The 26,603-nt window shown below is 32.3% G+C and carries 29 protein-coding genes and 1 riboswitch; of the genes, 23 read left to right on the forward strand and 6 right to left on the reverse strand.

All coding sequences use genetic code 11. From position 1 onward, the window contains the following. The first annotated feature begins 103 nt into the window (after window positions 1-103). Entirely contained in the window at window positions 104-532 is a 429-nt protein-coding gene (gene rplM, locus EF514_RS07715) for a 50S ribosomal protein L13 (protein WP_127724864.1), read from the forward strand. Window positions 533-547: 15 nt separating this feature from the next. Further along, a complete protein-coding gene (gene rpsI, locus EF514_RS07720; protein ID WP_127724865.1) occupies window positions 548-940 on the forward strand; it encodes a 30S ribosomal protein S9 in 393 nt (130 codons plus the stop codon). An 87-nt stretch (window positions 941-1,027) separates the two neighbouring features. On the opposite strand, the gene EF514_RS07725 is transcribed toward rpsI, so the two are convergent. The 3 genes from EF514_RS07725 to EF514_RS07735 form a co-directional block, all read right to left on the reverse strand. Beyond that, a complete protein-coding gene (locus tag EF514_RS07725; RefSeq protein ID WP_127724866.1) occupies window positions 1,028-2,035 on the reverse strand; it encodes an aminomethyl transferase family protein in 1,008 nt (335 codons plus the stop codon). A gap of 305 nt (window positions 2,036-2,340) precedes the next feature. After that, complete coding sequence (locus tag EF514_RS07730) at window positions 2,341-2,760, reverse strand: GNAT family N-acetyltransferase (RefSeq protein ID WP_127724867.1); 420 nt, start codon at window positions 2,758-2,760, stop codon at window positions 2,341-2,343. 256 nt (window positions 2,761-3,016) lie between these two features. Further along, a complete protein-coding gene (locus tag EF514_RS07735) occupies window positions 3,017-4,348 on the reverse strand; it encodes a TraB/GumN family protein (RefSeq protein WP_127724868.1) in 1,332 nt (443 codons plus the stop codon). Window positions 4,349-4,520: 172 nt separating this feature from the next. Between EF514_RS07735 and EF514_RS07740 the strand changes: the two genes are divergently transcribed. The 21 genes from EF514_RS07740 (at window position 4,521) to EF514_RS07840 (ending at window position 21,622) form a co-directional block, all read left to right on the forward strand. Continuing rightward, window positions 4,521-5,465 (forward strand): D-2-hydroxyacid dehydrogenase, encoded by a 945-nt coding sequence (locus EF514_RS07740; RefSeq protein WP_127724869.1) that lies wholly within the window; start codon window positions 4,521-4,523, stop codon window positions 5,463-5,465. Between the two features lie 102 nt (window positions 5,466-5,567). Beyond that, window positions 5,568-6,416 carry a hypothetical protein gene (locus EF514_RS07745; protein WP_127724870.1) on the forward strand — a complete coding sequence of 283 codons (849 nt, stop codon included), beginning with the start codon at window positions 5,568-5,570 and terminating at the stop codon, window positions 6,414-6,416. A gap of 69 nt (window positions 6,417-6,485) precedes the next feature. Beyond that, window positions 6,486-7,223, forward strand: a complete 738-nt coding sequence (locus EF514_RS07750; RefSeq protein ID WP_127724871.1) for a MutS-related protein — start codon at window positions 6,486-6,488, stop codon at window positions 7,221-7,223. Then, window positions 7,220-7,819: a histidine phosphatase family protein gene (locus EF514_RS07755; RefSeq protein ID WP_127724872.1), complete on the forward strand. Its 600-nt coding sequence runs from the start codon at window positions 7,220-7,222 to the stop codon at window positions 7,817-7,819. Before EF514_RS07750 ends, EF514_RS07755 begins: the two co-directional genes overlap by 4 nt. A 279-nt stretch (window positions 7,820-8,098) precedes the next feature. Next, entirely contained in the window at window positions 8,099-8,830 is a 732-nt protein-coding gene (locus EF514_RS07760; protein WP_127724873.1) for a sigma-70 family RNA polymerase sigma factor, read from the forward strand. Next, entirely contained in the window at window positions 8,827-9,717 is an 891-nt protein-coding gene (locus EF514_RS07765; RefSeq protein ID WP_127724874.1) for an anti-sigma-I factor RsgI family protein, read from the forward strand. The genes EF514_RS07760 and EF514_RS07765 overlap by 4 nt, the downstream gene beginning before the upstream one ends. Window positions 9,718-9,812: 95 nt before the next feature. Continuing rightward, window positions 9,813-10,781 (forward strand): PepSY domain-containing protein, encoded by a 969-nt coding sequence (locus EF514_RS07770; RefSeq protein WP_164845575.1) that lies wholly within the window; start codon window positions 9,813-9,815, stop codon window positions 10,779-10,781. A 94-nt stretch (window positions 10,782-10,875) separates the two neighbouring features. Continuing rightward, window positions 10,876-11,127, forward strand: coding sequence for a nitronate monooxygenase (locus tag EF514_RS07775; protein WP_276317181.1), 252 nt, complete (start codon window positions 10,876-10,878; stop codon window positions 11,125-11,127). Between the two features lie 221 nt (window positions 11,128-11,348). Next, entirely contained in the window at window positions 11,349-11,993 is a 645-nt protein-coding gene (locus EF514_RS07780; protein WP_127724877.1) for a DNA-3-methyladenine glycosylase family protein, read from the forward strand. 44 nt (window positions 11,994-12,037) lie between these two features. Beyond that, the gene (locus tag EF514_RS07785; protein WP_127724878.1) at window positions 12,038-12,265 is read left to right on the forward strand and encodes a hypothetical protein; all 228 of its coding nucleotides are present in this window, start codon (window positions 12,038-12,040) and stop codon (window positions 12,263-12,265) included. A gap of 98 nt (window positions 12,266-12,363) precedes the next feature. Then, window positions 12,364-12,478: riboswitch (FMN riboswitch) on the forward strand. A 108-nt stretch (window positions 12,479-12,586) separates the two neighbouring features. Then, window positions 12,587-13,690 carry a bifunctional diaminohydroxyphosphoribosylaminopyrimidine deaminase/5-amino-6-(5-phosphoribosylamino)uracil reductase RibD gene (gene ribD, locus EF514_RS07790; RefSeq protein WP_127724879.1) on the forward strand — a complete coding sequence of 368 codons (1,104 nt, stop codon included), beginning with the start codon at window positions 12,587-12,589 and terminating at the stop codon, window positions 13,688-13,690. Then, window positions 13,675-14,319, forward strand: a complete 645-nt coding sequence (locus EF514_RS07795) for a riboflavin synthase (protein ID WP_127724880.1) — start codon at window positions 13,675-13,677, stop codon at window positions 14,317-14,319. The genes ribD and EF514_RS07795 overlap by 16 nt, the downstream gene beginning before the upstream one ends. An 11-nt stretch (window positions 14,320-14,330) precedes the next feature. Beyond that, entirely contained in the window at window positions 14,331-15,536 is a 1,206-nt protein-coding gene (locus tag EF514_RS07800; RefSeq protein WP_127724881.1) for a bifunctional 3,4-dihydroxy-2-butanone-4-phosphate synthase/GTP cyclohydrolase II, read from the forward strand. A 6-nt stretch (window positions 15,537-15,542) separates the two neighbouring features. After that, window positions 15,543-16,010, forward strand: a complete 468-nt coding sequence (gene ribH, locus EF514_RS07805; protein WP_127724882.1) for a 6,7-dimethyl-8-ribityllumazine synthase — start codon at window positions 15,543-15,545, stop codon at window positions 16,008-16,010. 111 nt (window positions 16,011-16,121) lie between these two features. Continuing rightward, window positions 16,122-17,324, forward strand: a complete 1,203-nt coding sequence (pepT, locus tag EF514_RS07810; RefSeq protein WP_205666399.1) for a peptidase T — start codon at window positions 16,122-16,124, stop codon at window positions 17,322-17,324. A gap of 112 nt (window positions 17,325-17,436) precedes the next feature. Continuing rightward, entirely contained in the window at window positions 17,437-17,811 is a 375-nt protein-coding gene (locus tag EF514_RS07815; RefSeq protein ID WP_127724884.1) for a GntR family transcriptional regulator, read from the forward strand. Between the two features lies 1 nt (window position 17,812). Further along, window positions 17,813-18,685, forward strand: a complete 873-nt coding sequence (locus EF514_RS07820; RefSeq protein ID WP_240649038.1) for an ABC transporter ATP-binding protein — start codon at window positions 17,813-17,815, stop codon at window positions 18,683-18,685. After that, the gene (locus EF514_RS07825) at window positions 18,682-19,326 is read left to right on the forward strand and encodes an ABC-2 transporter permease (RefSeq protein ID WP_164845576.1); all 645 of its coding nucleotides are present in this window, start codon (window positions 18,682-18,684) and stop codon (window positions 19,324-19,326) included. Before EF514_RS07820 ends, EF514_RS07825 begins: the two co-directional genes overlap by 4 nt. Beyond that, window positions 19,323-19,964 carry an ABC-2 transporter permease gene (locus EF514_RS07830; RefSeq protein WP_127724886.1) on the forward strand — a complete coding sequence of 214 codons (642 nt, stop codon included), beginning with the start codon at window positions 19,323-19,325 and terminating at the stop codon, window positions 19,962-19,964. The genes EF514_RS07825 and EF514_RS07830 overlap by 4 nt, the downstream gene beginning before the upstream one ends. 205 nt (window positions 19,965-20,169) lie before the next feature. Then, complete coding sequence (locus EF514_RS07835) at window positions 20,170-20,868, forward strand: ABC-2 transporter permease (protein WP_164845577.1); 699 nt, start codon at window positions 20,170-20,172, stop codon at window positions 20,866-20,868. Between the two features lie 67 nt (window positions 20,869-20,935). Next, a complete protein-coding gene (locus EF514_RS07840; protein WP_127724888.1) occupies window positions 20,936-21,622 on the forward strand; it encodes a CPBP family intramembrane glutamic endopeptidase in 687 nt (228 codons plus the stop codon). Between the two features lie 24 nt (window positions 21,623-21,646). Here EF514_RS07840 and EF514_RS07845 read toward each other — a convergent pair whose 3' ends face one another. The 3 genes from EF514_RS07845 to EF514_RS07855 all read right to left on the reverse strand — a co-directional run bounded on the left by EF514_RS07845 (window position 21,647) and on the right by EF514_RS07855 (window position 26,224). Further along, window positions 21,647-23,065, reverse strand: a complete 1,419-nt coding sequence (locus EF514_RS07845) for a YfcC family protein (RefSeq protein ID WP_127724889.1) — start codon at window positions 23,063-23,065, stop codon at window positions 21,647-21,649. A 12-nt stretch (window positions 23,066-23,077) separates the two neighbouring features. Further along, the gene (locus EF514_RS07850; RefSeq protein ID WP_127724890.1) at window positions 23,078-24,520 is read right to left on the reverse strand and encodes an amidohydrolase; all 1,443 of its coding nucleotides are present in this window, start codon (window positions 24,518-24,520) and stop codon (window positions 23,078-23,080) included. Between the two features lie 162 nt (window positions 24,521-24,682). Further along, on the reverse strand, window positions 24,683-26,224 hold the full coding sequence (locus EF514_RS07855) for an AbgT family transporter (protein WP_127724891.1): 1,542 nt from the start codon (window positions 26,222-26,224) through the stop codon (window positions 24,683-24,685). Between the last annotated feature and the right edge of the window lie 379 nt (window positions 26,225-26,603).

Raw genomic sequence — 26,603 nt, forward strand, 5'->3', positions numbered from 1 at the left:
ACAGCTAAATATCACTTGACACATTAATATTACTGTATTAAAATAGTTGAAGTGTTTAAAAAGCCCCGGAAAATTTTTTAAATCACACAGGAGGTATTATCCCATGAAAAGCTATATGGCTAAAGCCAATGAAGTAGATAGAAAATGGTATGTAATAGATGCTGAAGGAAAAGTTCTTGGTCGACTTGCAACTGAGGTAGCTAACATACTTAGAGGAAAAAATAAGCCGATCTATACTCCACATGTAGATACAGGCGATTTTGTAGTTATTATCAATGCTGACAAAGTAAAATTAACAGGAAATAAATGGAACAATAAAGTCCATGCTTACCATACTGGTTATCCAGGAGGAAGAAAAGAAATTCCTTATTATCAATTAAGAGAAAAAAACCCTGAAAGAGTAATTGAATATGCTGTTAAGGGAATGCTTCCAAAGAATAGACTTGGAAGAAAAATGTACACTAAATTAAAGGTTTATGCAGGTGCTGAGCATCCACACGAAGCACAAAAACCAGAAGTTTATGAATTTTAATTGAGGAGGATATAGATGGATAAATCACAATATAGAGGCACTGGAAGAAGAAAAACTTCAGTTGCTCAAGTTAGATTATTACCAGGTAATGGACAATTCACTGTTAATGGTAGAGATATAGACGAATATTTTGATTATGAAACTTTGAAAACAGTAGCTAAATCCCCTTTAGTATTAACAGAAACAATAGGTCAATTTGATGTTATTGTAAAAGTAATAGGCGGCGGATTTACCGGACAAGCAGGAGCAATAAGACACGGTATTGCAAGAGCTCTTCTTGAAGTTGATCCTGAACACAGGGCAATTTTGAAAAAGGCTGGTTTCCTTACTAGAGACCCTAGAATGAAGGAAAGAAAGAAATACGGTCTTAAAAAAGCAAGACGTGCTCCACAATTTTCAAAGAGATAATTCGAAAACAAAAACATTGGTTCTTCCAATGTTTTTTTGTGTATTAAATGCTTTAATAAAAAAGCCGTCCTTAGGGCGGCTTTTTTACTAACCTCTTACTCTTTCATTTTCCGGATCATAAAAAACTTTTTCGCTTAACTGCGCCTTATATTCGCCTATATCTACAGTATCGCCTATTTTTACTTTATCCAGCTCAACTAAAGCAAAGCCTATGTTTTTTTCTACGGTGTAGCCATAGGTAAAAACAGTAACCTTGCCTACTTCCTCTCCGTTAAAGCTTACAGCTGCCCCCGCTTCAATTTCAGCAGCATCGTCATTAACAGTAAAGCCGAGTAGTCTTCTCTTTGCTCCTTCCGCTTTTACTTTTTCTAAGGCTTCTTTACCGATAAAGTCCTTACTCCATCCAACAGTCCATCCAAAGTCCACTTCCAAAGGATTGGCTCCTGCCAAGTCACTCATCAAGGTATATCCTTTTTCTCTTGGTAGACTGGTTACAATTACATCAGTGGTGATATTTAAAATATCAAATGCTTTGCCACATTCCATAAGCTTGGATTCTACAAGCTCTTTATCTTTGGGATTACAGTAAATTTCATATCCCAGTTCGCCTGTATAGCCGCTACGAGCTATTTTAACCGGTACGTCATCAATGGCATTATCAGCTATTGTAAAGAATTTCATAGAGTCTAAATTGGTTTTAAGGAAATCATTTAGTACTGCTTTGGAATTTGGTCCCTGAACTGCATACATTGTAGTTTTACTTGTGATATCTTCATAGGATACATTAAAATCACCCTTATGTGCATCAAACCAAGCAATTAACTCAGCAATGTAGAGTGTAGAAATCCAATATTTTTTCTCTTCAATTCTAAACACTATTACGTCATCAATAATTATACCGTCTTCATTAAGCATAGTGGTGTATTTTGCATCTCCCACTTTAGCCTTACTTAGATATGCCACAAATATTTTGTCAAGGAAGCTTGGTGAATCAACTCCTGTAACTTCCAATAGTTGGTGAGTAAAGTCATAAAATCCAACACTATTTCGAACAGCTTCATGTTCTTTTCTACGAGTTACGTCATTTTTCAGCATAATAGTACCTCCTTTATACTTACCGCTTCATTTATATTACATTACATTTTCGACAAGTTAAATTGTAGGCTATCATATATCCATATATTAAAAATATACCCTAATAAACTGTAAAAGTTACAAATAAAGTGAGGTGTTAAAACATTATTATAGTAGACATAATTTATTTTTATTTTTTTAGAATATGTTATTTATTGTTGTTAACTTCGAAACTATTCTTTATCTAAAAATAAATTTTTAAATTGTTAAAATAGTAAATTGAGTAGGCTTGGCTAAAAATAAAACTGATTTGGAAAGACGTTAATCTATAAATTCTTTAGGAAAAACACTTCCATTGCTTGTTCAAGTGGTGTGTTATCAAAAGATAGACTGCCTTTTTCCACATATCCGAGTTTTCGATAAAAATGTTGAGCATCTTCGTCAATTTGCGTGGAGGTTACAACCAGTTTGTATCCCAGTTCTCTCATCTCTTTCTCCCAGAACAATAGGGCTTGTTTACCAAAACCTTTTCTTAAATGGAATTTATCTAAGCAAATAAGCGTAAGGAAAGGTATGTTATCCCAAAATAAATTATATCTCATTATGCCAATGGGTTTGGAATTATTGTAAATAATATAACTGCGCTTATCTCGAACTTTCAATAAAAATTCTTCATTACTAATGTGTGTATCAAGAGAAAACCAAAATGTTTTATCAGCTTCTGTTGAATATTTAATTTCAAACATTTAATACCTCCTACTATGTAAAACAACATCTGATTGTAGCTACCAACTAAATATTGTTATAATTTCAGAATTTTTTTATAAGGAATCACATATGTTTATTATACAGTTACTAAAAACTCTAAACAATTATTAAATAGGAAGATTTCGCGGTATAGGTTTTTAAGTTTACAAGTGCTAAAAAATTAAAAAAGTCGCTACAGTTAATACTGTGGCGACTACTTATAAAAGCTTTATATAAATTCTATTATACAGATTTTTAGTTATTTAAATTTACAATTTCAAAGCCCTTGTCTTCTAAATATTTTAAGACACTATTGTCAGGGACGTAGTGTAAGGAACCCACCACTACAAAGTAGGTTTTTCCTTCTTCTGAATTGAGCATCTCCTCTATTTGATCTGCCATTTTAGGATCTCTATCCTTAAGTAGCAGTTGTGAAAATGGGTTGTTTGGGTCAGAACTTAATTTCATATACTCTTCATTTCCATCAATCCAAGCTTTATACATATAGTTTAAGGAATCAATATGATTTTTTTCTCCATTTTCATCTAAATCTTCAATTAAGTCGATTAACATTTTTTTATATTCATTTTCATCATAGCTTGCTAAAGTGTCAGCTTGAAGCTTTATACTTTCCAATTCTTTTACAGGTTTACCTAAAAGTTTAGCATGGGAAATAAAGTGACTGTCAATTCCCAAACTTGTACCTAAAGGTTGGTTTACAAATATTGGTATATTGGAAATTTGATTGTAGGCAGCCCAAAGTTTTAAATTATTATAATTCTCCTCGGGTATTTCGTAATTGTCCATATATTTTTTAAGCTTTGAATAAACTTCTTCTCCCAGATCATCTTTAAGTGTGGTTCCGTCTGTTCGGGGCATTAAGTCCGCCATATAAGAGGACTCCTCATTAGATATGTCTACTTCTACATAAAGTTCATCGGAATTATAAAAGGCATCAACTATTTCTTTTTTAAGAGGATACATATCATTTGAACCTAAGTGAATTGAACCCAACATATATACAATGTTACCTTTATTTTCCGCTTTGTAGAAATAACCCTTTGAGCCTAAATTATTTTTGTAGGCAAGATAATCTACAGCTCTGTTATAAAAAGTGGCACTTTCTTCATAACTTGCAGCTCTATCTAATTGTAAATTCTCTCCATTGCCCACTAAAATGTTTTTCTCCTGTAAAAATTTAATCGGGTCAGTACTCTCACCTATTTCTTCATCATAAGTCCCAATTATATTAAAGATATTAATAAGTACATCTTCTCTGGTAAGGTTGTTTTTAAGTTCCAAGGGTTTAAATTCCTTACTTGGTTGAAGGCTAAAACTTTGGAGTTTTTCAAGTGTATTATCATTAAGGTTTTTTAGTTCCTCGGTTTTTATGTTTTCCCTATAGTCTATAGGTGACGTTGAAAGAGGAAGAATCCCCTTTTTTTGTGCGTTATCCAATGCCAGTACAGACCAATCGCTTACAATGGGAGCTTGAAGCTCCTCCTGTGCAAAAATGACATTTATATTTAAAAAAAATACAAGAGCCATTAGAACAGGTAGTTTTTTAAACTTGTTTCTCAGTTTCATAATATTCTCCTTTCTGGCTTTGGTTATAATAATATCACGAGGGAATTGAAAAGGAAATAGAGCAGAAAATAAAACAACTTACAAGTGAAATAAAGTTGAAATAAAAAGTTAGTTTATGTACAATAAGTAATGGATAGTAGAAGATACATAAATAAAAAAGGAGAGATTTATTATGAAAGCTTTAATTATTGACCAAATGTCTAATATTATTGATGAGGAATTAAAAAAACTTGGTTTTGAAGTGGACAAGGTATTACTTCCAACAGGAGAAAAACTTGCTGAAATTATAGAACCTTATGATTTACTTGTTATGAGAGTTGACCCGTTTATAAATAAGGAAATTATAGATGCAGCAAAAAATCTTAAGGCAATTATGGTTGGTGCAGTGGGAACAAACCACATTGACCTTGAATATGCTAAGGAAAAGGGAATCGCAATTCACAATTCACCTGGATTAAATGCAAATGCTGTAGCTGAACTTGTAATACTAAAAGCTCTAGATTTATATAGAAATTCAGTTCAAGCAAACAACGAAGTAAAATACAAAAACATTTGGAATAAATATAGATGGATTGGTAGAGAACTTAGAAATAAGACTATGGGTATTATAGGATTTGGAGCTATAGGTAGACGTGTTGCTGAAATAGCTAATGTATTCCATATGGACATAGTAGCTTACGATCCGTTTATTAAGCCGGAAGATAATAAAATCGACTATGTTAAAATAGTTGACTTTGATGAATTAATAAAAGTTTCAGACGTAGTAACTCTTCATGTGCCTCTTACTCCAGATACTAAGGATATGATTTCCGATAAGGAAATGGAAGCTATGAAGGAAGGCGCTGTAATTATTAACTGTGCTCGTGGTGGAGTAGTTAATGAAGAAGCTCTTTATAAATATATTAAAAATGGTAAACTTGGTGGAGCAAACTTAGATACTTTAGCAGATGAACTTGGAACAGGCGGTCTTGATACTCAAGACGTTCATATTGAATCTCCATTATTTGAACTTGATAGAGTATATATAAGTCCACACGTAGGTGGATCTACTCATGATGCTCAAGATGACATTGGTAGATTGGTAATTGAAAATGTTAAGAAGGTTTTTAACCTGTAGTTAAAATATCTTTATTGTAAAGGTAGCTTAGGCTACCTTTTTTTATGTTAATAAATGATATAATATAAGAGCCGATTAAAAATTGTTATTAGGAGGCTTATTATGAATGAAATTCTTGTGCCCGTATTAATTGTTGTAGCTATATTTGGATTTACTTATATTTATGTTTATTTAAGTGAACAAAAATATTTAAAATATTTAAGGGAAAAGGTAAATGATGAATTCGGGAAAGTGGCAAAAGAAAATGAAATTGATTTAAAAAGAATTGAGATGCTTTTTGAAAGTTCAGAAAAGGAAATTTTTATAGATAATATAACCCATAAAGATTTAAATATGGACGATGTGTTAAGAAAGTTAGACCATACAGGTTCAATACTTGGAACGCAATATCTATATAAAACCTTGAGGATGCCGGTTTTTAATAGAGAACACCATAAAAGACAAAGTGGCATAAGAAATTATTTTCTGGATAATGTTGATGAAGCTAAGAATATAAAGTTTGAATTTGCAAGACTTGGAAATATAAAAGGTAATTTACTGGAACTTATAGTAAATGGAATGGACTATGAATTATTTAAAAAATTTAAACTGCCGGTTTATATACTTACTTTCAGCATTCCCATAGTAATAGTCTCCTATTTTATTTTGGGAATAAGAGCTTTTTTTATAGCATTAATACTTATGCTTATTAATACTGGTGTTTCTCGACAAATGAAAAAGGCAACTGAGGGAAAGATAGAGGACCTATCAAATTTATCTCGAGTTTTAAATTTAGGAGCTTCTATTGGAAAAGTGAAATGCGAGGTTTTAGAAACTGAATTAAATAGAGTTATGGAATTAAATAAAAAACTGCGATTTCTAAGAAAGTCATCTAAAACCATAGGTGCCAATATGGGTACCTTGGAAATGAATATGATTTCAGAAATGATAGATATTTTTACTATGATGTAGGGAAGGAAATATTTTAAGGTTGTAGACTTTGTAAATGAAAACAGAGCATACCTATGGGAACTTTATAATTTGCTTGGCTATATAGATTCAACAGTTGGGCTAGTTTCTTATTATATTTCTGCAAATTGTTGTGATGTAAAGTACAGCGATGGAGATTTTGATTTAAATGGTGTAAATCTCTACCACCCTCTTATAGATAAAGAAGTACAAGTGCCCTTAACCTTTAACTTCAACGGAGAAAATGTACTGGTAACAGGCTCAAATGCCTCAGGTAAATCCACCTTTCTACGTAATATAGGTATTTCCAACGTAATGGCAATGACTTTGGGCTTTGTAATAGCTGAAAAATACGAAACTTCATTTCTCTACTTGCAAAGTGCTGTTAATCTTGAGGATTCCATAGCCAGTGGGGTTAGTTACTTCCTTGCGGAAACCTTGGCAATTAAAAGGATGTTGGAAGAGAGTAATGTAAAAAAACTGTTGATTTTAGATGAAATATTTAAGGGTACGAATACTATTGATAGAATTTCTGCCGCCTATAATACTCTTACTTACCTATCAAAGAGAAGTAAGGTCTTTGCAGCTACTCATGATATTGAGTTGACAAAATTGTTAAGTAAAGATTTTAAAAATTACCATTTTGAAGAGGAAATTTTAAAGGATGATATACAATTTGATTATTTATTAAAGGAAGGACCGGCAACTAGTAGAAATGCCATTGAAATTTTAAATATAAAGGGATATCCAAAGGAGATAGTTGAGGGTTCTAAAAAAATGGCAAAAAAACTAATAGAGGATAAAACATGAAAATTTATTTTACAAGACATGGTGAAACTGTTTGGAACAGAGAAAATAGAATTCAAGGGCATTTAAACTCACCGCTGACGGAAAGTGGAATTGAAATGGGTATTGCTTTAAGAGAGCAGGCTAAATCCATTGAATTTGACAAAGTTTATAGCTCTGATTTGGAAAGAGCTTATAGGACTGCTGAATTAATAGTGCCTGAAAGAAAAATAATAAAGACACCGCTTTTAAGAGAAATTGATGTGGGAAGTTGGAGTGGAAAAATTTTTACAGATATTAAAGAAGATAAACTTTATAAAACCTATCATCAAAATCCTGAAAAATATAAAAGAAAAGACGGCGAGAGTTTTTATGACTTAAATAAAAGGGTTAGGGAGTTTTTTGAAAGATATGTCTTTAAAAGCACTGATGAAAAAATTTTAATTGTCAGTCACGGTGTAACTATTATATCTATTTTTAACTTAATGGAAAATGTACCCATAGAGAATTTTTGGTCCAACAGGGTTAGAAGAAACGGAGAGTTTAACATAGCAAGCTATAGTGAGGGGAAGTTTGAGGTTTTAAAGAAAGCACCGCCAAATCCCATAGAAACAATTTAGAAACTTTTTAGAAATCCTTAGGGAAATCTTTGAAGTTTTTAATTAAATTTACACATGTATTTTATAAAAATTGCACAGAACTACATTATTATGAAGCTAGTTTATTGAGAACTCAATAAATTATTCCTCTTGTTAATTATGTTTTAAGAAGTCCCCCTCCTCGGGGACTTCTTAATTTTTTATATTAAAGAAGTGTTTTACTTCTCTTTTATTTAAATAATCTCCTTTAGACCTTGAAAATAAGAAAAATCTTTCGTATTCTACTTAAGGGAGGAGATTATGTTAAGAGAACATGAAATTGTCGAAAAAATACATAAGGCGAAAGTTGATTCTCAAGCTGCTGATGAATTTATAAGTCAGTACATGGGCTTTATACGAGCTGAGACAGCTAAGTTTATAGGACAGATACCGGTAGAGGGACAAGACGATGAACTGTCCATTGCCATGTTTGCTTTTTATGAATCCATTTTACAATATGATAGTTCCCGAGGAAATTTTATTAAGTATGCTTCGAGGAGTATAAAGAATAGATTAATTGACTTTTATAGAAAAGAAAAACGAAATAAGGAGACTCTTTCCTTAAATACAACTATTAATGAAGAGGATGAAGAATTAATTGAAAATATAGAAGATAAGCGTAATGAAATAGTTGAGAGAGAAAACAGAGAGGCAACTCAAAGGGAAATTGAAGAATTTGGGGAACAATTAAAAAGTTTTGGACTTTCCTTTGTAGAGGTGGCGGAGCACTGTCCCAAACAGGAAAGAACTCTTAAAGCCTGTCAAGAGGTTTTAAGACATGCTATAGAAAAGCCTGTTTTAATTGATAGACTTTTAGAAAGTAAAAAACTTCCCATAACGGATTTGGCAAAGGGTTCAAATATAAATAAGAAAACTATAGAGCGTCATAGGAAGTATATAATGGCCATTATTTTAGCTTTTTCAAATGGATATGAAATTATTAGAGGTCATTTGTATCAAATTGCGCAAAAGAAAGAAGGTGAGAGAGAATGAAATATTTAATAGTTGAGGTACATCCCGCCTATGTAGTGGCACTAGATGAGGAAGGAAGATTTTTAAGGGCGGCAAATTTAAATTATGAAGTTGGAAGTACCGTAGAGGAAATTGTTCCTCTGGAAGTAAAAGAAAGAAAATTAAATAGCAGAATATTCTCTCTTTTAGCCTCAGTAGCCTGTATCTGTATAGTTGCAATAGGCGTCTATAGGGTAAATTTTATGCCTTATGGTACTGTAAACTTAAAAATAAATCCAAGTGTGGCTATAACTTTAAACAAGAGGGAAAAAGTTCTTAAATTAGAAGGGAAAAATAAATCCGGCGAAGAGCTTATAGGAGATTATGACATTAAGGGCAAAAATGATATTGAAGTTATAGAGGACTTAGCAGACAGAGCTTTAGAAAGAGAAATTTTAAAAGATGACGGAAAAATCTCTGTAGTGACTATATCAAAGAATGCCAAGTGGAAAGATAAAGTTGAAAGTAATATTATAGATAATTTAAATTTACATTTAGAGAATAGGAATATAAAAATATATAATGAAGATTTTATTGAAGAGGAAGATATAGAAGGAAATGAAGAAAAAATTATAACCATACCCGTTGTAGAACCAAGTAACACAGTTAAATCCACTGAACCAACTAGAAAAGAAGATGTTATTCGCAGTTCACCAAAGGTTATAAATGATGGATATCATGGTAATGATTATGATAACAGCAACGATAACTATTATAACGATGATAATAACGATAATGATAACTATAATGACAATAATTATAATGACAACGACAATAACTATAACTATAACAATAGCTTTAATGATGTAAAAACTGAAAATAATTATTATGGAGATAATAATAATGAGGAAAACAACAATAACGATTAAAAACTTTTAATTTTTTTATTTCGACCCCGATTTTAAATAACCGCCTTCGTATACTACTAATAACAGGAATTAAAAAAACAAAAAGGAGAATGGAAATGAAAAAGAAAAGTTTAAAAAATTTAACAGTTGTTTTAGCAAGTTTATTGTTATTAGTAGGTCTTGTAGGCTGTAAGGGAGAAGAATTAAAAAGTGAGGCAGTAGATGAGAATACTAAGGTAGTGGGAAGTTTACTTCTAAGTGTTAATCCTGAAATTAAGTTAAATTATGATAAAGATGGAAAAGTAGTGGAGCTTTTAGGTGTAAACGATGATGGGAAAAATATTTTAAATGAGTATAAGAGTTATGTTGGAAAAGAAAGTAAGGAAGTTATAAGAGAACTTGTAGAGGAAATAAATAAAAAGGGATATTTCAAAGTAAATGAAGATGGAAGCGGAAAAAATATAGTAATTAAATTAGAGCCTAATTCTCAGGAAATAAAAGATGAATTTCTAAATGAAATTGCAGAGGAAATAAATAAATTAGTTGCTGAGAGGAAATTGAATTCAAAGGTTTTAGAAATTAATAATGATGATTACAGTGAGAAGTATAGAGATAAAGGATATGTAAATAAAACCAAGGCTGAAGAAATTTTAAAAAGCAGTTTAAATAAAAATAATATAACTATTATTGAAAAAGAATACGACATTGATGACGGAAAGTATGAAATTGAGTTTATAGAAAATGGTAAAAAATACGAATATGAAGTTGATGCCGTAACAGGGAAAGTTTTGGAAATGGAAGTTGATGATATTGATGACGATTATGTGAATATTCCTACTCAACAGAAACAACCTGTTCAAGTTAATATTCCGGTTCAACAAAGCTGGGATGATAACGATGATTGGGATGATAATAATTGGGACAATGACGATAATGATAACTGGGATAATGATTGGAATGACAATTGGAACGATGACAACGGTTGGGACAATAATTGGAATAACGACAATAACGATTGGGATGATAATAACAACTGGGATGACGATAACTGGAATGAAAATGACTGGAATGACAACAATGATTAATAAAGGCGGGAGTACCCGTCTTTTTTTTATTATAAAATATTTTGATTTATAAAGAGATTGCCTCTCTAATAGCTATAGTTTTAAGTAAAAATATATTGTTAAAAGAGTTTCTCTAAGGATGGTAAACCAAGTATCAAAGGCGGTAAAGATACCTGTAATGGGACTTGGAGGAGTAACCACTTGGGAAGATGCGGTGGAATTTATAATGGCCGGGGCAACAGTTGTACAAGTAGGTACAGCAAGTTTTATAAAGCCTTCAATCTCCTTGGATATAATAGATAAAATGAGAGACTATGCAGAGAGGGAAAAGTTAAATAACATTTCAGATATTCGAGGAATTATTTAATAAGGAAAAATTACTAGGAGTGGTATAGCCGCTCCCTTTATTTTTTAGAGAACTAAATAATTGTGCTATAATTCTATTTAAGAAATAATAAAGGAAAGATTTATAATGGAATTAGCTAGATATAAACCGGTTCTGGTTTTTATAATAGGATTTATATTGTTATGTTGTATATTTTTAATATTCTTTCAGGAATTTAAAAACAAAAAATAATGAGGTGGACAATGTATTTTAAATATGGGGAAAAGGAATTAAATCATTTAAAGGAAAAAGATAAAAAACTGTCAGATGTTATAGATACAGTGGGATTTATAAGGCGTGAGGTAGATGAAGATATATTTTCTTCCGTAGTTCACCATATAGTTGGACAGCAAATTTCAACGGCAGCTCAGAGAACTGTTTGGAATAGAATGAAAAATTCCCTGGGAGAGATTAATGAAATTACAATTTCAAGTACAAGTGTTGAAGATTTACAAAGCAACGGTATAACTTTTAGAAAAGCCGAGTATATTAAGGACTTTGCGGAAAAAGTCAGGTTAAAAGAGTTTGATATTGAAAATTTAATTTTTAAAAGTGATGAGGAGATTATAAGTGAGCTTGTTAAGTTAAAGGGTATCGGTCCTTGGACTGCGGAGATGATTTTGATTTTCGGGCTGCAAAGACCTGATGTTTTAAGTTATGGAGATTTGGCAATAGTAAGAGGTTTGAGAATGCTTTACGGTCATAGAGAAGTAACAGAGCAGACTTTTAGAAAATATAAAAAAAGGTATAGTCCCTATGGTAGTGTTGCAAGTTTATACTTATGGGCAGTGGCGGGAGGAGCAATTCCTGAACTAAAGGACAAGGGGGTTAAGGCAAAGAGTAAATAATAAAAAATTTTAAAATCTAGTTGTAAAGACAAGTTGGTGTAATAATGAAAAAAGATGAGTTAATAAAAATATTAAAAGAGAATAAGAACTTACTTGGAAATTTAGATAGAGGTCCATTTTCAATGACTGTCAGTGAAGATAAAAAAAAGTATAGTATAACAGTGGTTAAGGAAAATAATTATATAATTTTAAAAGGTTATAGAGTGTTTTTAAATAAATATTTTATACCCGTATTTAAATATTCCTTATTGAAAAGTGAAATAAATAGTTAATTAATGATCTCAAATTTTATATGAAAGCACATATTGTTGAGAAAGGGTTTACATTAGCCTTATAAAGTGATATATTATAATTCAATTGAATATTAATTTAATTTCTTCAGGGCGAGGTGCAATTCCTCACCGGTGGTGATAGTCCACAACTCGAAAGATTGAATCGGTGAAATTCCGATACCGACGGTATAGTCCGGATGGGAGGAGAAATAAGATAAAGCTTAATAATTATTTTTTATTAGGTGTAGTCTTTTTTTGATGCTAGTAGAGTTCTGAGGAGAACTCTATTTTTTTTGCCCTTAATTTAAAGGAGTGGATGGATTGGAAAAAGATAAATTATGGATGGAGAAGGCTGTAAATCTTGCCTTAAAAGGTAGGGGATATACAGGCTCAAATCCCATAGTTGGAGCAGTAATTGTAAAAGAGGGAGAATGTATTGGGAGAGGATATCATAAAAATTTTGGAGGAGACCACGCAGAGATTGAGGCTTTAAAAGATTGCAGAGAATCTCCGGAGGGAGCGACAATGTACGTTACCTTGGAACCCTGTTGCCATTTTGGTAAGACACCGCCTTGTACACTTGCAATAGAGAAGGCAAAAATTAAAAGAGTAGTAGTGGGCTGTTTAGATCCTAATTCTTTAGTTAGGGGAAAGGGCGTAGAATATTTAAAGAGCAGGGGAATAGAGGTTACTTTAGATGTTTTAAAGGAAAAGTGTAGCGAGTTGAATAAAGAGTTTCTCTTCTCCATGAGCAAAAAAAGGCCCTATATACTGCTTAAATCTGCGACCAGTTTAGATGGCAAGATTGCAACTTCAAAGGGAGAATCCAAGTGGATTACAAGTGAGGAGTCAAGAATGGATTCCCATAGGTATAGAGCTGTATATAATGGGATTTTAGTGGGGATAGGAACTGTTCTTGGTGATAATCCAAGTCTTACTAATAGAAGTGGAGTTGGAGAAAATCCAAATAGAATTGTCTTGGATTCCAATCTTAAAGTACCTCTTAATGCAAATATATTAAATATTAAAGATAATGCAAAAACTATTATTTTTACTTCGTCTTTGGATATTGAAAAGAAAAAACTTTTGGAAGCTGGGGGAGCGGAAATTGTAAAGGTAAATAGGGATGAATATGGCGGGTTAAGTATAGTGGAAATTTTAAAGGAACTCTATAAAAGAGGAATTTACAAGCTGTTAGTTGAAGGAGGCTCTAAGGTCCATGGGAGTTTTCTTAAAAGCGGATTTGTAGACGAAGTGGTTTATTATATTGCGCCTAAGTTAATAGGTGGCAAAGCAGCGAGGAGTTCCATTGAGGGAATTGGAATAGAAAGTTTAAAGGATGCAATGGAATTGGAATTTTCTTCTGTTGAGAAAGTTGGACCTGATATAAAACTTGTTGGGAGGAGAAAATGTTTACGGGATTAATTGAAGAGGTTGGGAAACTTCAAGAGGTTGTGAAGAATGGTAAGGGTTACAGAATTAAAGTTCAGTGTAACAAGGTATTGGAGGATATTAAAATCGGCGCCAGCATATCTACTAATGGCATATGTCTAACTGTAGTGGAATATGGAGATAATTATTATAAGGCTGATATTATGGATGTTACTGCAAAATTAACCGGTATTCATAGCATAACTCCGGGAAGTCTTATAAATTTGGAGCGAGCCTTACTTCCAACAGATAGGTTGGGAGGACATATTTTACAGGGACATGTGGACTGCGGGGGTAGAGTTGAGAGAATAACCTATGGAGATAATCTATTTCTCTTGGAGATTTCTGTTCCTTCCGAATATGTGAAGTATATAGTTTCAAAGGGTTCAATAGGAGTAAATGGAATTAGTTTAACTGTTGCGGAAATAAGTGGAAATATATTTACGCTTTCAATTATTCCTGAAACTTTAAGAGAAACAAATTTAAAAGAGTTAAAAGAAGGAGATATCGTAACAGTTGAGTGTGACATTATAGGAAAATATGTGGAGAAACTCATGGTTCAAGCCGATGATACCAAGGAAAAGGGAATTACTGAGGAGTTTTTAAAGAAATATGATTTTTAGGAGGATATAGTATGAATAGGGTTGTAGAAGCTATTAATGCTTTGAAAAAAGGTGAAATTATATTGGTGGCAGACAATGAAGACAGGGAAAATGAAGGGGACTTAATAGTTGCAGCTGAGTTTGCCACAACTGAGAACGTAAACTTTATGGCAACTTATGGCAAGGGGTTGATTTGTATGCCTATGAGTGAAAGTTTAGCTCTTCATTTAAATTTAAATCAAATGGTTAGGAATAATACGGATTCTCACGGTACCGCTTTTACTGTTTCCATTGACCATATTGATACGACTACGGGAATTTCAGCAGTGGAAAGAGGACTTACAGCTAGAAAAGTAGTTGAAGAGGGAGTAAGGGCGGAAGATTTCAAAAGACCAGGCCATATGTTTCCTTTAGTTGCAAGAGCGGGCGGAGTCTTGGAAAGAAACGGACATACAGAGGCAACTGTTGATTTAATGAGATTATCCGGCCTTAAAGAGTGTGGTCTTTGTTGTGAGATTATGGATCATAAGGGAGAGATGATGCGCGGAAAGGCCTTAAGTGAGTTTGCAAAAGAACATAATTTAGTTTTTATAACAGTTGAGCAGATTCAAGAGTATAGGAAGAATTACGATAATTTAGTAGAGTGTGTAATAGTGACTCATATGCCTACAAAATTTGGTGATTTTAAAGTATATGGTTATGTTAATAAAATAAACGGTGAACACCACCTGGCGCTGGTAAAAGGCGATGTTTCAGATGGAAAAGACGTACTTTGCAGAGTTCACTCGGAATGTTTAACCGGAGACTGTTTCGGTTCCCTTCGATGTGATTGTGGAGATCAATTACATCAAGCTATGAAACAAATTGAAAAAGAGGGAAGGGGAATTTTACTTTATATGAGACAGGAGGGAAGAGGGATAGGATTGATTAATAAATTAAAGGCTTATTCTCTTCAAGACAGCGGTTATGATACAGTTGATGCCAATTTAGCTCTAGGATTTCCTGAAGATGCAAGAGAATACTATATAGGAGCTCAGATACTAAGTGATTTGGGAGTTCAGGAGCTTAGGCTTCTAACTAATAATCCTGACAAGGTATATCATTTGGAACAGTACGGACTTGCTATTAAGGAAAGAGTACCTATAGAAATAAAGTCCAACTGTCACGATGAATTTTATTTAAGAACAAAGGCGGAAAGAATGGAACATATTTTGTCGGAATTTAACATGGAAAGGTAGGAAGAAATGAAAAAATTTGAAGGTAAATTATTATCAGAAGGTAAAAGGTATGCTATAGTGGCAGGTAGATTTAACGAATTTATAACGGGGAAATTGGTATCAGGTGCTGTTGATGCACTTACAAGGCATGGAGTGGAAGAAGATGAAATAGATATTTGTTGGGTTCCGGGAGCTTTTGAAATTCCTTTAATTGCTAAAAAATGTGCTTCGCTGGAAAAATATTCGGCTGTAATCTGTCTAGGAGCGGTAATAAGAGGGTCTACTCCTCATTTTGAATATGTAAGTGCCGAAGTTGCAAAGGGTGTAGCTCAAGTAAGTTTAGCATCTGAAAAGCCTGTGATTTTTGGAGTACTTACTACCGATTCCATAGAGCAGGCCATAGAGCGTGCAGGAACAAAGGCAGGAAATAAGGGTTTTGATGCGGCTGTATCTGCCATTGAATGTGTAAATTTAATAGAGGAATTATCTAATTAACATGACCTCCCTCAGGGGAGGTTTTTTATTTATTGATGAACTGAAACTCTATATATTATAATGAATTTATATTAGTTTGTAGTAGAAGTTAAAGGGAGGTATAAAGTGGATATAGTTGAGAGATTTAAGAGGTATGTAAAAGTTGAAACCACGTCAGACGGGAAAAGTGATAGTATTCCCAGCACAAAGGGACAACTTCAATTAGCTAAAATAGTGGCGGAAGATATGAGAGCCATAGGACTTACTGACGTTGTGGAAGATGAAAAAGGTTATGTCTATGGGACTTTAAAGTCAAATATAGATAAAAAAGTTCCAACTATAGGATTTATTTCGCATCTTGACACTTCACCTGATATGAGCGGGAAAGGCGTAAAGCCTAGACAGTTTACCTACAAAGGCGGTGACATAAAATTAAATGAAAATTATACTATGACCGAAGAAGAATTTCCCTTTTTAAAGGATTTAGTTGGTAAGGAATTAATTACCACTGATGGAAATACGCTTTTAGGAGCTGACAATAAGGCGGGTATTGCTGAAATATTAGATGCTATGGAGTATTTAATAAATAATCCCGATATAAAACATGGTGAAGTTAGGGTCGGTTTTACACCTGATGAAGAAATCGGAAGGGGTGCAGATTTTTTTGATGTTGAATATTTTAACTGCGACTTTGCCTATACAATTGATGGAGGTCCGCTGGGAGAATTAGAGTATGAAAATTTTAATGCCGCATCTGCAAAAATAGAAATAAGCGGTCAGAATGTCCATCCGGGAACTGCTAAAAATGTAATGGTTAACTCTCTTAGAATAGGGATGGAACTTGAATCTATGTTGCCTGTAAATGAAAAGCCTGAGTATACTGAAGACTATGAGGGTTTCTTTTTACTAAATGAAATGAGGGGCAATGTGGATTGTACGGAAATGTCCTACATTATTAGAGATCACTCAATGGAAAAATTTAAAGCTAAGAAGGAATTGATTCAAAATATAGTGGGTTTTCTAAATTTAAAGTATGGTAATAGAATTGATTTGGAATTGAAAGACACCTACTACAATATGAGAGAAAAGATAGAACCTCATATGGAAATAGTGGAGTTAGTTAAAAATTCCATGGATGAGTTGGGAATAGAGCCCTTAATTCAACCTATACGCGGCGGAACTGATGGAGCAAGACTTTCCTATATGGGTCTTCCTACACCTAATATTTTTACAGGAGGATATAATTTTCACGGTAGATTTGAACTGATACCTGTTGAGTCTATGCGGTTAGCATCAAAACTAATAGTCAGAATTATAGAAAACAATATAAAGTAAAATCAATTGAGGAATTACTTCGGTAGTTCCTTTTTTATTTTAAAAATATGTTGACAGATATATAGGTAATGCATATAATGTGTATATACAGTATATACAGTGGGTGAAAATAATGAATATAATCATATCGAATTCGAGTGAAGTACCAATTTATGAACAAATAAAAAATCAAATAAAAAATATGATAATGAGTGGTGAATTGAAAAGTGGAGATGCTTTGCCGGGAATGAGAAGTCTTGCAAAGGATTTAAAAATTTCCGTTATTACTACTAAAAGAGCCTATAATGACCTTGAGGCTGAGGGATTTATCTATACGGCTCAGGGTAAAGGATCCTTCGTATCAACAATGAACAGCGAAATGATAAAAGAGGAAATTTTAAAAAAAATAGAAGGTAAATTAAATGAAGCAGTAGATTTATCTTTAAGCGCGGGAATTTCTTTAGAGGAGTTAATTGATATTTTAAGTTTGATTTATAGAGGTGAATAGAATGAAGGCAATAAATGCAATAAATGCAATAAATGCAATAGAAGTTAAAAATTTATATAAAAGCTACGGAGACTTTAAGCTGGAGAATGTTTCCTTTAATGTGGAGAAGGGAACTATAATGGGTTTAATTGGTGAAAACGGAGCGGGCAAGACCACAATTATAAAAGCGATTTTATCAATGATTAAATATGAGGGTGATATTAAAGTACTGGGCGGAGAAATTAACGAGGAGATTAAACAGGATATTGGAGTTGTTTTTGACGATGCCTTTCTAAGTAATTACTTGACTATAAAAGAAATTGGAAGGGTACTTTCAGGTATCTATAGAAACTGGGATGAAGAATATTTTAACTATATTGTAGAAAAATTTAATCTTCCTCAAGATAAAATATTAAACAAGTATTCCAAGGGAATGAAAGTTAAGGCAAAGATAGCCTGTGCTCTTGCAAGCAGACCTAAGTTATTAATCTTAGATGAGCCGACCTCAGGTTTGGATCCTGTAATTCGAGATGAAATCTTGGAAATCTTTTACGAATTTATAGAAGATGAAGAACATACTATCTTAATTTCTTCTCATATAACTTCAGATTTGGAAAAAATTGCCGATTACATTACCTTTATTGACAATGGTAAGATTCTCTTAAGCAAAGAAAAGGACGAATTATTGGAAAATTATGGAATTTTAAAATGTTCTGAAGATGAACTTAAAGAAGTAGACAGCTCCTTTGTAGAGAGAGTTAAGAGAGAAAAATACAGTGTGGAAGCTTTAATTAATAATAAGGATAGTTTTAAAATTAAGTATCCCAATGCAATTGTAGATAGAGTTAGCTTAGATGAAATAATGGTCTTCTATATAAAGGGCGTGGTATTGTGAAAGCTTTACTTTTAAAAGATATTTACTTGTTAAAGAATAATTGGAAGGGATTTATGATTCCTATAGTGATAGGATTTATGCCGGTTTTGTTTAATATTTTAACTGTGAATTTCAATGAATATGCAGCAAGTATATTTAAAAGCATTTTCATATTTGCAATCTTCTATACTTCCTATGCATCAATATACTATGATGATGAAAGCAAATTTTTGGACTATGTAAGAGTAACTCCTGCCGGAACTGCCGAATATGTAAAGAGTAAGTATCTACTTTCTCTATTTGTCTACTTGATTCTATTTTTATTTCTAATTTTAATGAGTTTAGCAGATATGGATATTATATCGGCGATTTATACTTCTTTATTGAGTACAGCAGCTTTATCAATATTCGGCTTTATTACTCTGACACTGATATTTAAGTTCGGGGTTAAGAACGTTACTCAATTAATTTATATACTTTTTTTCAGCATAGTTTTAATCTACACCTTTGTAAATATGAAAGGATTTACGACTTTAAATATAATAGAATCTATTAAAAATTTTAATATATATGTAACGGTTTCAATTTTAATTTTAAGCGTATTGACTTTTTTTAGTTGTCAAAAACTGTCAATAAAAATTTTGGAAGAAAGTAAGGGATGAAAATGATTAAATCACTAATATATAAAGACTTTAAAAATATTATAAATGCCTCAAAGGGTAGTAGTATCTACTATGTATTTTTAGTAGTAGTGTATCTTGGTTTTTTAATTTTAGGTGACAGTGGCCAGGGTTCAATGATATTAAATATATTTCTCTTTAGTTTTTTTTCAAGAATATCCAGTTTAGAAGGAGAAAGTCAGGGAGAAAGTTATTTAAGCGCGGCACCGCTAAAAAAAACTACTATAGTGAATTCCAAATTTATGATAATGGCATTTATGGGAGTTTTCGCTCTCATAGTTAACAGTATATTTTTTTTAATCTTAAAAAATTTTAGAAATTACGGTTTAGATGATTATATAGCTATAATTATAAGTCAAATTACCATAACAACTATTTATTCCTTATACTTTCCGATTTTATTTAAGTATGGATATAAGAAAAGTGCTGTTCCTTTTATAGTGATAGTATTTTCAGTAGTGGGAGTTATAGTTTTGGGAGTAATGGGATTTATTAAATTATTTCCAAATATCAAGCCAAACGATTTTATGATTTTATCAGCTTTGTTAGTTTTATGTTTAGCAGTATTAGCGGGTTCTTATTTATCATCAATAAAAATATTGGAAGCTAAAGAATATTAGGAATAACAAAGTCTTAAGTTGAGAGATAGGATATTTAAGCTCTAGAAGTAATTTTTAATAATAGAAAACCATAAGATATTTAATAACTCAAAAACAGCAGGTAGGAGTTTTTCAATATGGATATATTTATTTTTGTAGTTTTTTAGGAAATAAAAATAAGATCTATAGTATTATAAGTTTTACTTATAATACTATAGATCTAGAGTTGAACAAAGAGGGAGATTATATGGTAAAAGCTCTTTTATATAAAGATTTAAGAAGTTATATTAACGGTTTTAAATTGGCGAAGTTCTATAATATGTTTTTTATAATTTTTTACTTGATTTTAATTGCTTTAGGAAATGCCGCAACAGCTATTATAATAATGGACATTTTTGTAATAAGTAATGTGATAATGGCCGTATTTAATTTAGAAGTTGATTCCAAAACGGAAAGTTACTTAAGTATTCTTCCCGTGAAGCATTCTAAAATTGTACTTTCCAAATTTATAATATTAATTGGCTTTAGTTTGCTGGCTTTAGTTATTCATTTACTGGCTTATTTAATAGTTAAGGGTAGGACTGAGTATTTTCATTTGGATTTTATTTTAAATATTTTATTACTTCATATGGTATGTACCTTAATCAACGCTCTGTATATTCCCTTAAGATATAAGTTTGGAGATAGGAAGGTCTTAATTCCTTTCTTACTATTTGGTGTTTTATTAATTGGGCTTTTAGCGATAATAATATTTTTAATTTTAAACTTATTTCCAACGCTTATAAAAGTAGATTATTCCTTTTTTTCAGGGAATTTAAGATTTACCGGATATACTCTGCTTTTAATTGCAGTTATAGTTTTTGTAATTTTAATATTTATAATTTATTTTTGTTCAGTTAGAATTATAAGAGGAAAAGAATATTAGCATCTATTAAATTTTTTCGTTTTGCAGATTTATTTATAATAAGCTATACTGGTTTCGAGGTGGAGTAATGGATGAAAATTTAATAAGGACAGAGGATTATACGGACTTTCCCTTTGGAAATGTTTCAAATTTAAGATGGTTTCTTTCGTTAACTCTTTTGTTTTTAACTTTCTTTTTAATATTTGTAGGCGGTATCGTTGAAAATATAATAATAGCCATAGTATTTTTTGTAGCAGGATGTTTTGTTTCACTATACTTACTTGATAAAAGATTTTGGAGAAAAGTTTTTAAACCTTTAAAGCTTGGAGATTTATTTAAAATATTTTTAGTTTTATTATTTACTTATGCGGCAGCTTTTTTAGTTTCGCAGTTAAGTGTGTCAATGAATGATAATCCAATTATAGATATGCTAAGTAAAGATAAGGTAGTAATATATTTTTTTATAAGCATATTACAACTTTTAGGAGAAGAAATCCTTTTTTTGATTCCCTTTCTCTTTATATTTAACAAGTTAAAATATAAAACAAATAAGAAAGTTGCTTTAACTATTGCTTGGTTTTTAAGTTCTGAAATTTTTGGAATACTTCATTTGCCGACATATTCCTATAATTTATTTCAGTGTTTAGTAGTAATTGCCACTATAAGATTTGCGTTGTCCCTAGGTTATATTTGGACTAAAAATTTAACTGTTACTTATATTGTACATGTGCTATATGATTGGATAATATTATTACTTCTGATTTTTGCAATTTAAAAGGTGTGGATTTCCACACCTTTTTTAAAATGGACCATATCCTATTTTTACTGCGATAAACAGGAAGAATATAATATACACTGTTAATATTAACATGAGTGGCATTATAAATTTATACCATTTTTTAAGAGGCACATCTGCCATACTAAGAAACATTAAAAGTGTACCGTAAGTAAACCATGCCATATTAGTCAAACCATCTCCGAATTGGTAGGCAAGCGTTGATGTCTGTCTTGTAATTCCAACTAAATCGGCAAGAGGAATTATTAAAGGCATAAGTGCAACAGCTTTACCGGATCCTGAAGGAACTAATCCGTTTAACAGTGACACTACTATAAATATACCTATGGCAGAGGCAAAAGTAGGCCATCCTGAAATCATTTCAGCAAGTCCGTGGATTATCGGGTCAATAGTTCCACCTGTTTCTAAAATCCACTGTACTCCACGTGCAACTCCGACTATCATAGCTCCGCCAAGGGAACCCTTCATTCCAACCAACATAGTATCAACAGTCTTGTTGACTCCCATTTTATTAATAATTGCGACGATTATACCGCAGACTAAGAAAGCTGCCGTCATATCATTTATATTCCATCCCATTTTTAACATTCCATACATTACTACAATAAAAGTGATTAACAGTGTAAGTAGGGAAAATTTTTGAGCAGTAGTCATTATTTTGTCTTCAAATTGAGAAAAGTCAATTTTGTGTCTGCTTACGTCTACATCTTTTGTCAGAGATAATTCAGGGTTTCGTTTTACTTTTTTTGCATATCTTGAAGTATAAAGAATTGCTGTTAGAACGAAGACTATGTAAACTACAAGTCTGAATTCAATTCCTGAAAACATTGGAAGTTCAGCTACATCGTGGGCGATTCCGACAGTATATACGTTTGTAGGTCCCACGGCAAAGGAAACTAAAAGTCCTAATATAACTACTGCGCCGGCAGTCATGGCATCGTATCCAAGGGATATTATAATCGGTACCACTATTGGTACAAAAGGTATTGCTGCTTCAACCCATCCTAAAAAACCTCCCAGAATTGAAAAGAAAATCATAAATATCCAGATAATTAAGTTATTGTCTTTCTTTCCTGTTAGCTGGATTATCTTATGAATTCCCATTCCAAGAGAACCTGTTTCATTTAAAATTTCAATTACTCCTCCAACGAGAAGTATTAAAAAGACAACATTACCTGAACCTATTAATCCATATGGAATGGCTCTAAAGAAGTCTAGAAATGATACGGGAGTTCTTTCAACTACATGGTAACTGTTGGGATCAACAACTGTTCTATCATTTATAATTTCTCTATCATAGGCTCCGGGGCTTACTACGAAACTTAATAGCCCACAGACAACAATAACTGTAAATAATAGCATATAGGGGTTAATATTACCCTTTTGTTTCTTTTTCAAAGGTGATTGATTCTTATTAGTCATAACATTTCTCCTTTAATCTTCTAATTTTGGATTACGTATTTTTATTTCTCTAGGAAGTGTAGTATTATATTCGCCAACTTCTGTTTTGAATTCTTTTTGAATTTCATCTATTAGAGATGGATTTTCAAGGATTTTTATAGCTGTTAGGCTGAGTGCCCCTACAGTTGCTTCAAGACCTTTTTTTCCTAGAGAAGAGTTGGCCTGTGCAGCCATTTGCCAAGAATGCAAAGGTGTTCCAATGGCGGCAGTAGCCATAAACATTTGAGCAGTTGGAGTATAATGACTTAAATCTCCGACATCGGAAGTTATAACCTCTACCTCTCCAAATTCTCCGTTATAAGGTCTCATTTTTGAAGCTAGATGAGTTTGGAGCATGGACCTTGAATCATTTCTTCCATAGAATTGTTCAACTGCTTTAATCCCTGCGTTCTTGGTGTCAGGATCAAAGGTTTCAAAGTATTTAGTTGCAACTTCAGCATCTCTTTCATCAAATTTCGGGACCCCATATTCAACTATGGAGTTATAGAGAATTTTTGATAGGGCGCGGTTCGGAACAAAGTCTGCCAATGCGACTTTTAAATTTACTTCAACTTGAGTTTGAGTCATAAGAGCAGCTCCTTTTGCAACGTCTATAATCCTCTCGTAGATTTCTGTAGAATCTTCAATTTTTGGACTTCTAATAAAATAATAAATACTTGCAGTAGGCTGGACTACATTAGGTGCATTTCCTCCCACATCTAAGTAAGCGTAGTGAACTCTTGCTTCAGGAATAATATGTTCTCTTAAATAGTTAACTCCTACATTCATAAGTTCAACTGCATCTAAGGCAGAGCGTCCAAGGTGAGGAGCAGCTGCAGCATGGGCTGATTTCCCTTTAAAGTTAAAAACTGCAATAGTATTAGCCAAGGAACCGCCATCCCAAATTCTGTTTGTAGATTCAGGGTGCCATGTCAGAGCTAAATCCAAATCGTCAAAATATCCGTCCCTTCCTAAAAAGACTTTACTGGAATCTCTTTCTTCTGAAGGTGTTCCGAGCACTTTTATAGTTCCCTTTAAATTGTGTTTATTCATGTAATCCTTAATTACTAAAGCAGCTCCCACTACACCGCTTCCAAGTAGGTTATGTCCGCAGGCATGACCCGGAGCCCCTTCTTCGACAGCACATTTTTCAAAGGTATCTGATTTTTGGCTAAGACCCGGAAGGGCATCATACTCACAAGATAGACCTATTATGGGTTTTCCGGAACCGTAGGTTGCAATAAAGGCGGTTTCAATTTCACCTACACTATCTTCTATAGAAAATCCTTTTTCCTTAAGAAGTGATTTAATCTTATTTGCGGATTTGTATTCAACTAAACCCGTTTCAGGGTTGTTCCACAAAAAGTCGGACAATTCTTCATAGGTTTGCTTATTTACGTCCACCAGTCCTTCTATTTCTTTTACTAAGCTGTTCATAGTACCTCCTTAAATTTATATCATTATTACTTTAATACCCTAATAGAAAGGAAAAACTAATGAAATGTAATAAGAATAATTTATATTTATAATAATTTTTAATTATAATGAATGTAATAAACGTCAATAAAAAAAGATGTAGAGTCTACATCTTTTAAAATATTATAGATAGACGCTAAAGCCCGGACCAATAGGAAGATTTAAAAGCATCCAAGCAATAACTATTACAGACCATGCTATGAATCCTGCTATAAAAAACATAAATTGGCAAGATAGAAATGTTCCAAGTTTAATGTCTTTGTCATATTTTTGTTGTGCTTCGTTGAGCATCATAAATAAGAAAGGATTAGTAGGAGACATAACGTTTGAAACTGCATCTCCAACTCTATAGCCTAATTGCGTAAAAGCGGGACTTATTCCAAGTAATGAAAACATAGGAACAAATATAGGAGCCATAATTGTCCATTTTGCTGATCCCGACATTATTAAAAAGTCTAAAAGAGCAGTTAAAAGTATAAACAAGACTATTAGAGGTATTCCATTAAGTCCTATAGACTCCAACGCTCTTGCTCCACTTATGGATAAAAGGGTACCTAAATTACTCCAGTTAAATAAACTGATAAATTGTGAAGCCATAAATACCATAACTATATAAGAACCCATATTTGACATACGTTTTGTTAAAGCTTTTGGAATATCAGCTTCCCTTTTTATTACACCAATACTTATTCCATAGGTTAAACCTGTTATAGTGAACAGTAGAAAAATCAAAGGAATTATTCCTGTAAGTAATGGTGAGCCGATGACTTTTCCGTCTTCGGTTTTAAGTAGCCCGCTAAAAACTCCAACTGCGATTATAAAAATAAAAATAATTAAGGATATAGCTGTATTCCTTAGAGCTTTATTTTCTTTTTTTGTAACTTTACCTTCAGATGTATCTATTTTACCCAAAGTTCCATTTGGTTTGTACTCTCCAAGTCTAGGTTCAATAAAATATATGGATACAAAACCATAAACGATGGATAAAATGACAGATGATGCTATTTTTATGTACCAATTAGCAGTTACATCCATTACATATTCCGGCAAAACTCCTGGAAGTACTGCTTGAGTTATTCCACTCATTAACGCATCTGTTCCTGAAAGCATAAAGTTTGAAGCGTATCCCATTGAAGCTCCGGCATACCCTGTAAGCATACCGGCAATTGGATGTTTACCTACTCCTAAATATACTATTGCGGCTAGCGGAGGTATAACTACCTGAGATGAGTCAGAGGCCATATTTGCAAATAATCCCACGAAAACAACGGCAAAAGGAACTATATTTTTGGGGACATTTGACATTACACGTTTAATAAACGCATTCATAAGCCCTACTTCTTCACAAAGACCAATTCCCAAAGTCATTACGAGAACTAACCCCAGAGGAGCGTAACTTGTAAAGTTTGTAACAAGATTTTGAAGTATCCATACAATACCATCTCTACTAAAAAAATTGTTTGGAGTTACTAATTCACCATTAGACGGATTTAAAAGTTCAATTCCCGTTAGGCTTACGAGAAATGAAGCAATGGCGGTAATTGAAAAGAGCACAAAAAACATTGAATAGGGTGTGGGGAGCCTATTACCAAGTCTTTCCAGTGCATTTAAAAATTTTTGGAACGGTGTAAACTTAAAATTCTCAAGATTTTTTTCTGTGTTCATAATATCTCTCCTTATATTAAATTTTTGATGCTTTAAGTATTTTATTAACTACCTCCTTTAAAATATATTTTCAGATAAAATATGTTGGTATATATCTAATAAAGCTATATTTACAAAAGTGAATTACAAATGTAAACATAGCTTTATTAGGTAAATTATAACCGATTTCAAATTATATTTACGTAAATTTATATTTACTGAAATTGTTTAAAAATTTCTTGAAAAATGGGAAGTTTTAGATTTTAAATAATTATTTATCTTTAAATTAAGAAAAATTAATTTTACGTTTGTTTATGTCTATTTATTGTATTAAGAATAATTTAGGGCTACATTTTACTTTTTAACATATTTTAAAGTATAAAGTATTAGTTTCAGACCA

Origin of the sequence: Anaerosphaera multitolerans, assembly GCF_004006535.1 — a bacterium.
Lineage (GTDB): Bacteria > Bacillota > Clostridia > Tissierellales > Peptoniphilaceae > Anaerosphaera > Anaerosphaera multitolerans.